Source organism: Mycobacterium gordonae (genome assembly GCF_001417955.2).
GTDB classification, from domain to species: Bacteria; Actinomycetota; Actinomycetes; order Mycobacteriales; family Mycobacteriaceae; genus Mycobacterium; species Mycobacterium gordonae_B.
In genome coordinates this window covers 123,481-137,410 of record NZ_LKTM01000372.1, presented here as the reverse complement: position 1 = coordinate 137,410, position 13,930 = coordinate 123,481, and the positions used below count along the sequence as shown (strand labels likewise).

Genomic DNA, 13,930 nt, shown 5'->3' with positions numbered 1-13,930 from the left:
CTGGACCGCAGCGATCGAAGTCAGCTGGTTTTCCGGCGGGAACCTAGACTGTGGTCCGTGACGAGCCCCCACGTGACTGACACCGTCGAGCACGCCGCGAACAGCCCCGACCAGCCGCAGCCGTTTCACGAGCTCGGCCTCAAGGACGACGAGTACCAGCGGATCCGCGAGATTCTGGGGCGCCGGCCCACCGACACCGAGCTGGCCATGTACTCGGTGATGTGGAGCGAACACTGCTCGTACAAGTCGTCCAAGGTCCACCTGCGCTATTTCGGCGAGACCACCACCGAGGAGATGCGCACCGGGATGCTTGCCGGCATCGGCGAGAACGCGGGCGTCGTCGACATCGGCGACGGGTGGGCGGTCACCTTCAAGGTCGAGTCGCACAACCACCCGTCGTACGTGGAGCCCTACCAGGGTGCGGCTACCGGCGTCGGCGGCATCGTCCGCGACATCATGGCGATGGGAGCGCGCCCGGTCGCGGTGATGGACCAGCTGCGGTTCGGCGCCGCCGACGCGCCCGACACCCGCCGGGTCCTCGACGGGGTGGTCCGCGGCATCGGCGGCTACGGCAACTCACTGGGACTGCCCAACATCGGTGGCGAGACCGTCTTCGACGAGTGTTATGCCGGCAACCCGTTGGTGAATGCGTTGTGCGTCGGCGTATTACGGCAGGAGGACCTGCATCTGGCGTTCGCCTCCGGCACCGGCAACAAAATCATCCTGTTCGGCGCGCGCACCGGGCTGGACGGAATCGGCGGGGTATCGGTGCTGGCCTCGGACACCTTTGACGCTGAGAATTCGCGTAAGAAGCTGCCGTCGGTGCAGGTCGGTGACCCCTTCATGGAGAAGGTGCTCATCGAGTGCTGCCTGGAACTGTATTCCGGCGGCCTGGTGATCGGTATTCAGGACCTCGGTGGTGCCGGATTATCCTGTGCTACATCGGAGTTGGCGTCCGCCGGGGACGGTGGCATGGCGATCGACCTGGACACGGTGCCGCTGCGGGCCAAGGAGATGACTCCCGCCGAGATCTTGTGTAGCGAGTCCCAGGAGCGGATGTGCGCGGTGGTCGCGCCGGAGAACGTCGAGGCGTTCATGGCGGTGTGCCGTAAGTGGGAAGTGCTGGCCACCGTCATCGGCGAGGTCACCGATGGTGATCGGCTCCGCATCACCTGGCACGGCCAGACCGTCGTCGACGTGCCGCCGCGGACGGTGGCCCACGAGGGCCCGGTCTACCAGCGTCCGGTCGCCCGTCCCGACACGCAGGACGCGTTGAACGCAGACTCGTCGAAGAAGTTGCCCAGGCCGGTCACCGGGGACGAATTGCGTGCGACTCTGCTTGCGCTGCTTGACAGTCCGCATCTGTGCAGCCGCGCTCTGATCACCGAGCAGTACGACCGGTACGTGCGCGGCAACACGGTGCTCGCTGAGCACGCCGACGGCGGTGTGTTGCGCATCGACGAGGCGACGGGCCGGGGTATCGCGTTGTCCACCGACGCATCGGGGCGCTACACCAAGCTGGACCCCTACACCGGTGCGCAGCTCGCGCTCGCCGAGGCGTACCGCAATGTGGCCGTCACCGGCGCCACCCCGGTCGCGGTGACGAACTGCCTCAACTTCGGCTCGCCGGAGGACCCAGGCGTCATGTGGCAGTTCTCCCAGGCGGTCCGCGGCCTGGCGGATGGCTGTGCGGCTCTGGGGATTCCGGTCACGGGCGGCAATGTCAGCTTCTACAACCAGACCGGATCGACGGCTATCATGCCGACGCCGGTGGTCGGGGTCCTGGGGGTCATCGATGACGTGGGCCGGCGCATCCCCACCGGCCTCGGTACCGAGCCGGGAGAAAGCCTGCTGCTGCTCGGTGACACCCGGGACGAATTCGACGGCTCTATCTGGGCGCAGGTGACCGCTGATCATCTGGGCGGGTTACCGCCGGCCGTCGACCTGCAGCGCGAGAAGCTGTTGGCCGAGGTGTTGGCCGCCGGTTCGCGCGACGGGCTGATCACCGCGGCCCACGACCTGTCCGAGGGTGGCCTGGCGCAGGCGATTGTGGAGTCGGCTTTGGCCGGTGAAACCGGTTGCCGCATCGTGCTTCCCGAAGGAACGCAAGAGGGGCTGGACCCGTTTGTCATGCTCTTTTCCGAGTCTGCCGGGCGGGCGCTGGTCGCGGTGCCGCGCACCGAGGAGAGTCGCTTCCGGGCGATGTGCGAGGCGCGGGGCCTGCCGGCTGTCCGCATCGGCGTCGTGGATCAGGAGTCGGACGCGGTCGAGGTGCAGGGGCTGTTCACGGTGTCGCTGGCCGAGTTGCGCGAGACGTCCGAGGCGGTGCTGCCGCGATTCTTCGGTTAAGGCTTCGCGCACTGGGTCTGGCGGCCGCGCTGGTGGGCTGGAGCTTCGTCAGTCCGCGGCTTCCGCCGGCGTACCGGACGCCGGCGCAGGCGGCCGCCGGCAGCCTGCTGGCGCTGGCGACCCGCGCGCCGTTGGGATTCCGCCCACCACAGGTGTGGACGGGACTGCGACTGGGCTCGACGGCAGCGGCACTGGTGACGGTCACCATCTTGGCGACGACCCCGGTGCCCAAGGTGCGCCTGTCGATGTCGGCGCGCGAACTGCCCGTGTCGGTACCGGGCTGGCTGGGCTGGCAGATACCGGTCGGCACGGTATGGGCCGAGGAGGCCGCCTTTCGTGGCGCCCTGGGCCGCACGGCCGCCGAGGGTTTCGGCGCCACCGGCGGACGGTTGCTGCAGGCCGGCGCGTTCGGTCTGTCACACGTCGCCGACGCACGCGCGCTGAGTGAGCCGCTGCTGCCCATCGCGGTGGTCACCGGCGTGGCCGGCTGGGTGTTCGGCTGGTTGGCCGAGCGCAGCGGGAGTCTGATGGCGCCGATCCTGGTGCACCTCGCCATCAACGAGGCGGCAGCGGTGGCGGCGGTCGCCGTGCAGCGTCGGCAGTGGAACAGCTCACATGGCGCGCGATCTGGCGGCTGACGCCCTACACTTGTTAATTGCTTGTTAAATCCCCAGCTAGAGAGGGCGGCACCGGCGGTGCACAGACTCAGGGCCGCGGAGCACCCGCGGCCGGATTATGTACTCCTGCACATCAGCGACACCCACCTCGTCGGTGGGGACGGTCCGCTCTACGGTGACGTGGATGCCGACGGCCGGCTGGGTGAGCTGCTCGGGCAGCTGAACCATTCCGGGGTGCGCCCCGACGCGATCGTCTTCACCGGTGATCTGGCCGACAAGGGTGAGCCCGCCGCGTACCGCAAGCTCCGCGACCTGGTCGAGCCGTTCGCAGCCGAGCTGGGCGCCGAACTCATCTGGGTGATGGGCAACCACGACGACCGGGCTCAACTGCGCCGCATGCTGCTGGACGAAGTGCCGTCCATGGCGCCGCTGGACCGGGTGCGCAGAATCGACGGACTGCGCATCATCACGCTGGACACCTCGGTGCCGGGCCACCATCATGGTGAGCTCCGGCCCGCTCAATTGGATTGGCTCGCTGAAGAATTGGCGACACCGGCCCCCGACGGCACCATCCTGGCCCTGCACCATCCACCGATCCCCAGCGTGCTGGACATGGCCGTCACCGTGGAACTGCGCGACCAGGCCCCGCTGGGCCGGGTGCTGAAGGGCAGCGACGTTCGCGCCATCCTGGCCGGTCACCTGCACTACTCGACGAACGCCACCTTCGTCGGGATCCCGGTGTCGGTCGCCTCCGCTACCTGCTACACCCAGGACCTCACGGTCGCCGTCGGCGGAACGCGCGGCAGGGACGGGGCCCAGGCCTGCAACCTGGTGCACATCTACCCGGAAACCGTTGTGCACTCGGTCATTCCGCTGGGCGGCGGCAACACCGTGGGCACGTTCGTCTCTCCCGGTCAGGCGCAACGCAACATCGCCGAGGCGGGCATCTTCATCGAGCCGTCCCGTCGCGACTCACTTTTCAGGCACCCTCCGATGGCGCTGACGTCGACGGCACCGCGAGAGTCGGCGGACTGACCCCGCCGGCAACCTTTTCCCAGGGCGCCGGAATCGGGAAGTACCGCTCCAAGAAGTCGATGACCCGTGCGGCGCGTTCGGCCGCCGAGACCTCGGGAAAGCTGCTGTCGTTGAGGCAGAAGAAGTGGTGGCGGCGTCTCTTGCGCAGCTCCGGCAACAGGTCCAGGCCCGCCCGCGTGGTCGTGTTCACGTAGCGGACGTTGGCCTTCTCCTGCTGTACGGCGCGTCCGGTCAGCAACGCGTAGTAGTGATAGAGCGAATTGGTCACCGAGATATCGGTGCTGGCGCGAAACGGGCTGGCCTGAGTGCGGGCGAACTCGGCCGGGAATTCACGCTCCATCTCCAGCAGCACGCTCTTGCGCAGCGGGACGGCGGTGTGCTCGAGATGACGGGTGATGAGCTGCCCGAACCGCTCATTGAGTAGTTGCCGGTTCACCCGCGCCGCATTCTCGAATCCGCTGCGGCTGGGGTCGTTGGTGCCCAGGCCGATTCGGGTCTTGGCTTCGATGAACTTGCTGACCCCACCCGGGGAGAAGAACATGCCGGCCCGCAGCGGCCGGCCGAAGAACATGTCGTCGTTGGAGTACAGGAAATGCTCGCTGAGGTCGGCGATGTGGTGCAGCTGGCTCTCCACCGCGTGCGAATTGTAGGTCGGCAGCGCGGCAGGGTCCGAGAAGTGCTCGACCGCAGGGACAATGGTGATCTTGGGATGTTCGGCCAGCCACGCCGGCGGCGCCGAATCGGTCGCGATGAAGATGCGACGGATCCAGGGGGCGAACATGTTGACCGAACGCAGCGCGTATTTCAGTTCGTCGATCTGACGGATACGGGCGTCCGCGTCGTCGCCTTCGCCGACCACATGACCGGACAGCTGAGCTGCCCGCCGGGCCCGGAATTCCGGGTCGCTGCCGTCGACCCAGGAGAAGACCAGGTCGATGTCGAACGCCACGTCGCTGGCGTGCGGGGTGAACATTCCTTCCAGGGTCGGCCACTTGTAGCCGTGGAGCTTGACGGTCGCCGGCGTGACTTCGTCGCGGGGTAACACCGTGCGGGTCAGTGAGTTCGGCACCGGGCATCCGATCGCGGTGTCGTCGAATGCCCAGAATTGCAGATCGACACCGAACGCCGGGCCGTACCGGAATCCGCCCGGCGCGATCCGGTGCCGGTACAACCGCAGGGTGCGTGTGTCGGCAGCGGTGGACAGCCGTCCCTCGGCCAAAAGATGATGTCCGTCAACACTTTTCGCGTACATCGGTTCTGTGGCGCAGGCGGCCGCCAGGGTCCGCTCGACGGCGCCGCGCAAGCGGATGTCTACAGCCAGGATGGGCCGGTCTTTGTGATCGCGAACCAGTAGGTAGGGAATATCAGCCCGGTTCAACGTTTTTCGGAGGAAAAGCAGATCCTCGATCTGTGCCTCGTGTGGCGTGAGGCTTGCCTCCACCCGTGCGATCTTGCCGCGGCGGGTCACCACCACCGGTGCACCCTCGGCGGACCGATCACCGCCACTGGGAAAGGGCTCTGGCATCGGACACCGCCTCAGGTTGAAGTCACCTCGTCAACCGCAGAATTGCATACTTGGGCCGGGACCGCGCGGTGAGACGACAACTGTTGCAGGACAGTCGCTTCAGTCGAATACCGATACCTGGACTTAACTGTCAGTTCACGTTGATGTCATGTCGGAGCCGGATCAGTGAACCCGGTCCTGCTGGTCGGGCACGACGCTGCCGTCGGGGCCACGCAGCGCGGCCTGACCGCCGTCGGGTTGGTCGAACCCCTGGGTGGCACACGGATACGGTGGGCTCTGCGGCAGGGGGTCGATGAACGTCGGGTTGATCAGCCAGCGCCCGTCGGCATTGGAGTAGGCCCGGCACATCAGCTCGATCTGGTTGCGATTGAGGGCCAGTCGCAGCGCCGTCGCATCCGACACGAAGGTGGCGTCACCGTCAGAGTCACCGGCGGCGAACACCTGCCTTCGGGATTCCGGCGCCGGCTCGAACGCCGCGGGACCCCGTATGCCGAGCAACTGCTGGTTCACCCGGCACCGCTTGCCTTCGTTGAACGGCATGGACGGTTCCCCGCCGCATGTGGCGAGACGTGTTGTCACCACGTCGCCGTCGTGTTCGGTGAGCACGCCCATCACCCGGTCGGCCGGGATGCCGACATCCGCGGCCCAGACCCGCACCACCAGCTCAGGTGAGGCGGAGACGACGCGAACGTCGAATCCGTTGGCCTGCAAGGTGCCGACGAGATCACGCATCTGCCGGTAGTAACGCACCCAGCCGGTCTGCCGGGTGCCGCCGACGGTCTGCTCGGCGCCCTGGGGCGCGTCCAGGTTCTCCTGCCTTGCGGCCGAGGCGAATCCCGTGATGTCGCCGTCGGTCCAACCGGCCAGCAGCTGCAGTAGCCATGCGTCCACCGGCTTGAAGCGGCGATGGTTGTATCCGGTGAATGCCGTTTCACCCGATCGGGTCTGGCCGTTCGAGTAGATCGACACCAGCTCGTCGGCGCACCTGGTGTCGCGATCGGTCGGTAGCGGCTCGCCGGGCGGTACGAGGTTCCCGCACGCGGCGGCGAGGGCGGCCGCAGCCCCGGACGACAGAAAGGGGCTGGTGGTGCTCCAGTCTTTCGGCTGGCGAATCTTGGAGTTCCGCACCACCCAGTAGAAGGTCGCGTGGCCGATGTCATTGCGGATCATGGTGTTGTCCCAGTCGAACAACGCCAACGGCGCCGGAGTGCGAGAACTGGCGCAACTGCCAAGCTGTTTGATCATCGCGTCGATCCGGTCGCGGTTGTCGCCGTACCAGCCGGAGTCGACGACCAGTGTGCGGCAATCGTCATGCCGTGCGGTGCCGGTGCTGTGGCACGCGGTGACTACGAGCAGGGTTGCGATCACAGCGGTGAGCGCGCGCGCCACTGACGTCATGGATTGATTGTGTAGTCACCGATTTGCCGGCCCCACACGTAATCGAGAAACATCGGTGAACCCAGCTCGAAATGGTTGTACGGCGCCAGGTCGTAGCCGGCGTCCATCACCAGATAGGGAGCGGGCCACAAATCCCTGGTGATCTTCTGCCAGCAACCCGGTTTCCCGCCTGGGCCACCCCTGGTGTTGATCCGGGGCAGATTCTCCGGCCAGATATACGGGTTAGGTGCCCCGGAGATCGCGCCCGACGATGTCGCTCCGAGCGCATAGCCGTTGAAGCCCAGTGCGTTTCGGATTCTGGGCGCCACCTCGTCATAGTTGCGGATGGTGCACGCGATCTGCGGGCTGTACTCATCGAGCAGCTGGGCTGTGGGAAGAAGATCGGCGGCCCCCCGGGCGAGGTAGGGCCCCGACCGCTCGAACACCGGCGTCGCGGTGGCCGCGAACCCGGCCGCCGCCAGCAGTGCGGCGTCGAGGTCGGTGCGCTGCTGGCTGAGGGTGCGCGCCGTGGTCGTCGCCGCATCGAGCGCCGCCAGCAGGTCCGGCGCGGCGTCGGCGTAGACGTCACCGAGGGCCGCCAGCCGCTGTACGTCCACGCGGGCCGCGGGCAACCGCGGGTTCAGGTCGTCCAGGATCGCGTTTCCGTTGGTCAACGAGGCGCCGAACTTGTCGCCAAGGCCGGTCAGTGCCAGACCGGCCGCGCTCAGCGTCAGGTTGAGTTTCACCGGGTCGACCTTCTCCGCGATCGCGGTCAAAGTCTGGAACAGCGTGTTGAATTCGGTGGTCACCCGGGTCGCGTCGATAACGACTGCTGGCGTGATATGTTGCGGCGCAGATATTTTCGGTGAACTGAGCGACACGTACTTGTTGCCGAACACGGTGGTGGCCTTGATCTCGGCGGCCACATTCGCCGGGATCTGCGGGATGTACCTCGGGAAGATGTCGAGGACGAACTGGGCCGCCGGGACGCCGTCGCGGGTGATTTCGGAAATCTCGGCCACCCGGCCGATCTGAACGCCGTTGTAGGTGACCTTCGCGCCGGGGTCCATCACCAGGCCGGCGCGCGGGGCGACCATCGTCAGCTTCGTCATCGGGGTGAAGTTCCCGCGGAACTGCCAGTAGAGCGCGCCCAGGACGAGCGTCAGCGCCACCAGCGCGACAAGACCGATGGTTCGGTAGGGTGGCCGCGCGCCCGAACGACGACGCTCCATGATTCTGAGACCCTAAGGTATGGTCGCCCGTCCCAAAGCCGATCCGGCAAAGACACGGCAGGCCGTGTCGGTCATCGCGGACTGGTTGCGTGACGAGACCGTTCCGGCACCCGACCGGGCCGCCCTGGCGGGCGCCGTCCGGCTCACCGCGCGCACCCTGGCCGACCTGGCCCCCGGCGCCAGCGTGGAAGTGCGGATCCCGCCGTTCGTCGCCGTTCAGTGCGTGTCCGGTCCGCGGCACACCCGCGGGACGCCGCCCAACGTGGTGGAAACCGACCCGCGCACGTGGCTGTTGGTGGCAACGGGACTGATGGGGTTCAACGAGGCGTCGGCCAGTGGCGCGCTGTCCCTCTCGGGCTCGCGCGCCTGTGAAATAGAACACTGGCTGCCGTTGTTGCGTTTAGCGCCCTGACCTCTATTGACCTGGAGTTACGTGCGCGACACGCCGATTCTGCCCGGCGCAACACGCGGTTCGGCATTGCGCGGCCGGCCCGCGGTGCCCGTAGACTCCGTAGCGTCACCAACCGCGCCCTAGGGAGCCGCCACACCGTGACCGCGCAGCAGCCCGAAGAAGACTTCAGTTCGCCTCGTGAAGAGTGTGGCGTATTCGGGGTCTGGGCCCCCGGTGAGGACGTCGCCAAACTCACCTATTACGGCCTGTACGCCTTGCAGCACCGCGGCCAGGAAGCCGCGGGCATCGCCGTGGCCGACGGATCCCAGGTGCTGGTTTTCAAGGACCTCGGTCTGGTCAGTCAGGTGTTCGACGAGCAGACGCTGGCCGCCATGGAGGGCCACGTCGCCATCGGGCACTGCCGCTACTCCACCTCCGGCGACACCACCTGGGAGAACGCCCAGCCGGTCTTCCGCAATACCGCCGCGGGCACCGGGGTTGCGTTGGGGCACAACGGAAATCTCGTCAACGCCGCCGAACTTATGGCGCGTGCCCGGGACGAGGGGCTGATCGCGAAGCGGGCACCCGCCCCGGCGACCACGGACTCCGACATTCTCGGTGCATTGTTGGCCCACGGAGCCGCCGACTCCAGCCTCGAGCAGGCGGCGCTCGAACTGCTGCCGACCGTGCGCGGCGCGTTCTGCCTGACCTTCATGGACGAGAACACGCTGTACGCATGCCGCGACCCGCACGGGGTGCGGCCGCTGTCGCTGGGACGGCTGGATCGCGGCTGGGTGGTGGCGTCGGAAACCGCTGCTCTGGACATCGTCGGCGCGTCGTTCGTCCGGGACATCGAGCCTGGTGAGCTGCTTGCGATCGACGCCGACGGAGTGCGGTCCACCCGCTTCGCCAACCCCACGCCGAAGGGTTGCATCTTCGAGTACGTCTACCTGGCCCGCCCGGACAGCACCATCGGCGGCCGGTCGATCCACGGTGCCCGGCTGGACATCGGTCGCCAGCTGGCCCGCGAATGCGCGGTCGACGCCGACCTGGTCATCGGGGTCCCGGAGTCCGGCACCCCGGCTGCGGTGGGGTACGCGCAGGAATCCGGCATCCCGTACGGGCAGGGTCTGATGAAGAACGCCTACGTCGGGCGCACCTTCATCCAGCCGTCCCAGACCATCCGTCAGCTCGGCATCCGGCTCAAGCTGAATCCGCTCAAAGAGGTGATCCGCGGCAAGCGGCTCATCGTCGTCGACGACTCGATCGTCCGCGGCAACACCCAGCGCGCGTTGGTGCGCATGTTGCGTGAGGCCGGCGCTGTCGAGGTGCACGTCCGAATCGCCTCGCCGCCGGTCAAGTGGCCCTGCTTCTACGGCATCGACTTCCCGTCGCCGGCTGAGTTGATCGCCAACGCCGTCGAGGACGAGGGGGAAATGCTCGAGGCCGTCCGGCACGCCATCAACGCCGACACGCTCGGGTACATCTCGCTGCGCGGCCTGATTGCGGCCACCGAGCAGCCGGCGTCGCGGCTGTGCACGGCATGCTTCGACGGCACGTACCCGATCGAACTGCCCAGCGAGAGCGCTCTGGGCAAGAACGTCATCGAGCACATGCTGGCCAATGCGGCGCGCGGTGCGGGCCTGGGCGACCTGGCCGGCCAGGACGCGCCGGAAGTTCCGGTCGGACGCTGACGCGGGCTCTGCATAGGTAACCGTCACCAGCGGTGCCTAGGACCGGTAGCCTTTATCGCGATGACGGATCCCGAACTTAGCGCCAAACGCGGCGCGGGCAACCAGGGCATCACCTACGCATCGGCCGGGGTGGACATAGAAGCCGGTGACCGCGCTGTCGACTTGTTCAAGCCGCTGGCGACCAAGGCCACCAGACCCGAGGTGCGCGGAGGGCTCGGCGGCTTCGCCGGGTTGTTCGCGCTCCGCGGCGATTACCGCGAACCGGTGCTGGCTGCCTCCACCGACGGCGTCGGCACCAAGCTGGCGGTCGCCCAGGCGATGGACAAGCACGACACCGTCGGCCTCGACCTGGTGGCGATGGTGGTGGACGACCTCGTCGTCTGTGGCGCCGAACCGCTGTTTCTACAGGACTACATCGCCGTCGGCCGCACGGTCCCGGAGCGGGTCGCGGCGATCGTCGGCGGCATCGCCGAGGGTTGTGTGCGCGCCGGCTGCGCGCTGCTCGGCGGGGAGACCGCCGAGCACCCGGGCCTGATGGAACCGGACCACTACGACATCTCGGCCACCGGTGTCGGCGTCGTGGAAGCGGACGACGTGCTGGGACCTGACCGCGTCAAACCCGGCGACGTCATCATCGGGATGGGTTCCTCGGGACTGCACTCCAACGGGTACTCGCTGGCACGGACGGTGCTGCTGGAGATCGACCGGATGAATCTCGCCGGCTACGTCGAGGAGTTCGGGCGCACGCTGGGCGAGGAACTTCTCGAGCCCACCCGGATCTACGCCAAGGATTGCCTGGCGCTCGCCGCGGAGACCCAGGTCCGCACCTTCTGCCATGTCACCGGGGGAGGACTGGCCGGAAACCTCGAACGCGTCATCCCGCACGGTCTGGTTGCCGAGGTGGACCGGGGCACGTGGACGCCCGCACCGGTGTTCGCGATGATCGCCCAGCGCGGCCGCGTCGCCCGGCCCGAGATGGAGAAGACTTTCAACATGGGCGTGGGGATGATTGCCATCGTCGCGCCCGAAGACACCGACCGCGCATTGGCGATTCTGACCGCGCGGCATCTGGACTGCTGGGTCCTGGGCACGATCTGCAAGGGTGGAAAGGAAGGCCCGCGCGCAACGCTCGTCGGGCAGCATCCGAGATTCTGAATAGCTGCGGTGCCGATAGGCGCGGCTGGCGCGGTCAGTGGTGTCAGATCAGCGACGCCAGGTGTCCTCGTCGTCCCATGAATCGCTCTCGACGCTGTCGGATTCATCGGTGCTCGTGCTCGTCCCTGACAACTCGCGCTGAAGCCGCGTGAAGTCGGTCTGCGGGGAGCTGTATTTCAGTTCTCGAGCAACCTTGGTCTGCTTTGCCTTAGCCCGGCCGCGGCCCATGGGGGGACCCCCTCGCGAAATAACGGAGCGGCCTACGAGTAGGCGGCTCCGATCTCTAGTGTCGTTATTGTCCTGTCGACAGCTTACCGTGCCCCGAGGCCGAAGGTGGGCGCGCCCTGCCCAGCCGCGCATGGCGGATGTCACGTTGACTCATCGGGCGCCGCCGCGTAGCCGGTCGACCGCCAGCCGCCCGGCACCGACCTCATCCGTCGGTGGCAGCGAGTCCGCGTCGATCACCGCGGCGACCTCGCCCTCGGCCCCCGTCGTCAGCTGCGTGTCGGCGGGGATGCCGCGCTTGACCAGCGCCAGCGCCACCGGTCCGAGGTCGACGTGCTCGACCACTGTTCCCAGCCGGCCCACGGCGCGACCACCGGCGAGCACTGCGGCGCCGGTCGACGGCCGGTCCGCCGAGCCGTCCAGGTGCAACAACACCAGCATCCGCGGTGGCTTGCCCAGGTTGTGCACGCGTGCCACGGTCTCCTGGCCGCGGTAGCAGCCCTTGTCCAGGTGCACCGCGCCCTCGCCGGGCCCACCTATCCAGCGCACTTCGTGCGGGATGGTGCGCTCGTCGGTGTCGACGCCCAGCCGCGGACGCAGGGCGGCTACCCGGTGGGCTTCGTAGGCCCACACCCCGGCCGGCCGCACGCCGGCGCCGGTCAGCCGCTGCCTCCAGTCGGCCGCCTTGTCGCGCGGCACCAGCAGATCCAGCTCAATCGGGCCGTTCGTGGTGCTCGGCATCCGGCGCAGGAATCCCCCCGCGGGCAGCGGGACGGCCGACCATTCCGGCGGCAGGGCGTCCACACCCAACGCGGCCAGGACCGGAGCGTCAGCCAGTCCCGGCCCGATCAGCGACAGCACCGCCAGGTCGGCGGCGGCCGGCGCCACCTCCGACCAGAAAACCATCTTGCGCAGGTAGCCCAGCAGGGGTTCGCCGCGCCACGGCTCGGTATCCAGGTAGGTGGTGTCGCCCATTTCGGTCTGCACCCAGTGGTCCTCGACCCGGCCCTGGCCGTCCAGGCTGAGGTTCTGCGTGCTGGCACCCTCGGGTAGCTCACTGACGTGCTGGGTGGAGATGTTGTGCAGCCAGGCCCGGCGGTCGGATCCGGTCAGTGTGATCACCGCGCGGTGTGAGCGGTCGACGAGAATCGCGTCGGTCTGGCTCGCCCGCTGCTCGCCGAGCGGGTCGCCGTAATGCCAGATTGCGCCTGCGTCGGGCCCGGGATCGGGGGCGGGGACTGGATTCACACATCAACTCTACGGCGGGGCCGGTTCGCCCAGCGCCGAGCGTGAAGCAGGCCGCACGCTCGCCGGCGGCCGTGAAGCCAGCCGCACGCTCGGCGAACGCCCGGCCGATTAGGCTCACTCCCCATGGCTGGTGTGGTCGTCACTCTGGACGGCGAGGTTCTCGATACGGACACGCCCCTGCTGCACGCCGATGACCTCGCGGCGGTGCGCGGCGACGGCGTTTTCGAGACGGTGCTGGTACGCGACGGCAGAGCGTGCCTGATCGAGTCGCACCTGCAGCGATTGACCCACTCCGCGAAGTTGATGGACCTGCCCGAACCGGACCTGGCCGGTTGGCGGCGCGCGATTGAGACCGCGACCAGGCAGTGGCTGACGATCACCGACGATGAGGCCGCGATGCGTCTGGTGTACAGCCGGGGCCGGGAGAGCGCACCGGCGGCGCCCACGGCTTATGTCATGGTCAATCCCGTCCCGGACCGGGTGACCGCGGTGCGCCGCGACGGCGTCGCCGCGATCACGCTCGACCGCGGGCTGCCGGCCAACGGCATCGACACCATGCCCTGGCTGCTGGCCGGCGCCAAGACGCTTTCTTACGCCGTCAATATGGCCGTCCTGCGCCATGCGGCCCGGCAGGGCGCGGGCGACGTCATCTTCGTCAGCACCGACGGCTTCATCCTGGAAGGTCCGCGCTCCACGGTGGTCATCGCCGTCGACGGTGAGGATGGCCGGCCGTGTCTACTGACCCCGCCGCCCTGGTATCCGATCCTGCGGGGAACAACGCAGCAGGCACTGTTCGAAGTCGCGCGCGCAGGCGGGTACGACTGTGACTACCGCGCGCTGCGGCCCGCCGATCTGGTCGCGGCGCAAGGCATCTGGCTGGTGTCGAGCATGACGCTGGCTGCCCGGGTGCACACCCTCGACGGGCGGCGGCTGCCGCGGGCCCCGTTCACCGACACCTTCGCCGAACTGGTCGACGCGGCGATCGTCATTGATCGCTGAGCGCTTAAATCTGTTGTCGCCGGGCGACAGTCGCGGTAGCGTCGGCTTTACACAAGGAAGGAGGTGGTCCGCGAAATTGATAG

General features: G+C 67.8%; 12 protein-coding genes. 7 read left to right on the top strand and 5 right to left on the bottom strand.

Annotated features, from left to right (window positions below; translation table 11 throughout):
* Positions 1-72 precede the first annotated feature (72 nt).
* Genes purL through AO501_RS31495 form a run of 3 tightly spaced genes read left to right on the top strand, consistent with a single transcriptional unit; the run spans position 73 to position 4,001 of the window.
* Entirely contained in the window at positions 73-2,349 is a 2,277-nt protein-coding gene (purL, locus tag AO501_RS31505) for a phosphoribosylformylglycinamidine synthase subunit PurL (RefSeq protein WP_156452894.1), read from the top strand.
* A complete protein-coding gene (locus tag AO501_RS31500; protein ID WP_197419991.1) occupies positions 2,337-2,987 on the top strand; it encodes a CPBP family intramembrane glutamic endopeptidase in 651 nt (216 codons plus the stop codon). Before purL ends, AO501_RS31500 begins: the two co-directional genes overlap by 13 nt.
* A 57-nt stretch (positions 2,988-3,044) precedes the next feature.
* Positions 3,045-4,001 carry a phosphodiesterase gene (locus AO501_RS31495; protein WP_055581491.1) on the top strand — a complete coding sequence of 319 codons (957 nt, stop codon included), beginning with the start codon at positions 3,045-3,047 and terminating at the stop codon, positions 3,999-4,001.
* Here AO501_RS31495 and AO501_RS31490 read toward each other — a convergent pair.
* From AO501_RS31490 to AO501_RS31480, 3 genes are all read right to left on the bottom strand, one after another.
* A complete protein-coding gene (locus tag AO501_RS31490) occupies positions 3,946-5,526 on the bottom strand; it encodes a stealth family protein (protein WP_055581490.1) in 1,581 nt (526 codons plus the stop codon). The two genes, AO501_RS31495 and AO501_RS31490, sit on opposite strands and share 56 nt — an antisense overlap.
* A 162-nt stretch (positions 5,527-5,688) precedes the next feature.
* Positions 5,689-6,924, bottom strand: a complete 1,236-nt coding sequence (locus AO501_RS31485) for a haloacid dehalogenase-like hydrolase (protein WP_082658951.1) — start codon at positions 6,922-6,924, stop codon at positions 5,689-5,691.
* Positions 6,921-8,135, bottom strand: a complete 1,215-nt coding sequence (locus AO501_RS31480) for an MCE family protein (protein WP_055581489.1) — start codon at positions 8,133-8,135, stop codon at positions 6,921-6,923. Before AO501_RS31480 ends, AO501_RS31485 begins: the two co-directional genes overlap by 4 nt.
* Before the next feature lie 19 nt (positions 8,136-8,154).
* On the opposite strand from AO501_RS31480, the gene AO501_RS31475 reads away from it, so the two are divergent.
* From AO501_RS31475 to purM, 3 genes are all read left to right on the top strand, one after another.
* The gene (locus tag AO501_RS31475) at positions 8,155-8,547 is read left to right on the top strand and encodes a sterol carrier family protein (protein ID WP_055581488.1); all 393 of its coding nucleotides are present in this window, start codon (positions 8,155-8,157) and stop codon (positions 8,545-8,547) included.
* Between the two features lie 137 nt (positions 8,548-8,684).
* Positions 8,685-10,220, top strand: a complete 1,536-nt coding sequence (purF, locus tag AO501_RS31470; protein ID WP_055581487.1) for an amidophosphoribosyltransferase — start codon at positions 8,685-8,687, stop codon at positions 10,218-10,220.
* Positions 10,221-10,280: 60 nt separating this feature from the next.
* Positions 10,281-11,375 (top strand): phosphoribosylformylglycinamidine cyclo-ligase, encoded by a 1,095-nt coding sequence (purM, locus tag AO501_RS31465; RefSeq protein ID WP_055581486.1) that lies wholly within the window; start codon positions 10,281-10,283, stop codon positions 11,373-11,375.
* A 48-nt stretch (positions 11,376-11,423) separates the two neighbouring features.
* Here the strand turns inward: purM and AO501_RS31460 are convergent, their stop codons facing one another.
* Complete coding sequence (locus tag AO501_RS31460; RefSeq protein ID WP_055581485.1) at positions 11,424-11,603, bottom strand: DUF3073 domain-containing protein; 180 nt, start codon at positions 11,601-11,603, stop codon at positions 11,424-11,426.
* Positions 11,604-11,753: 150 nt separating this feature from the next.
* Complete coding sequence (locus AO501_RS31455) at positions 11,754-12,848, bottom strand: YgfZ/GcvT domain-containing protein (protein ID WP_055581484.1); 1,095 nt, start codon at positions 12,846-12,848, stop codon at positions 11,754-11,756.
* 132 nt (positions 12,849-12,980) lie between these two features.
* On the opposite strand from AO501_RS31455, the gene AO501_RS31450 reads away from it, so the two are divergent.
* The gene (locus tag AO501_RS31450; RefSeq protein WP_055581536.1) at positions 12,981-13,847 is read left to right on the top strand and encodes an aminodeoxychorismate lyase; all 867 of its coding nucleotides are present in this window, start codon (positions 12,981-12,983) and stop codon (positions 13,845-13,847) included.
* Positions 13,848-13,930 lie beyond the last annotated feature (83 nt).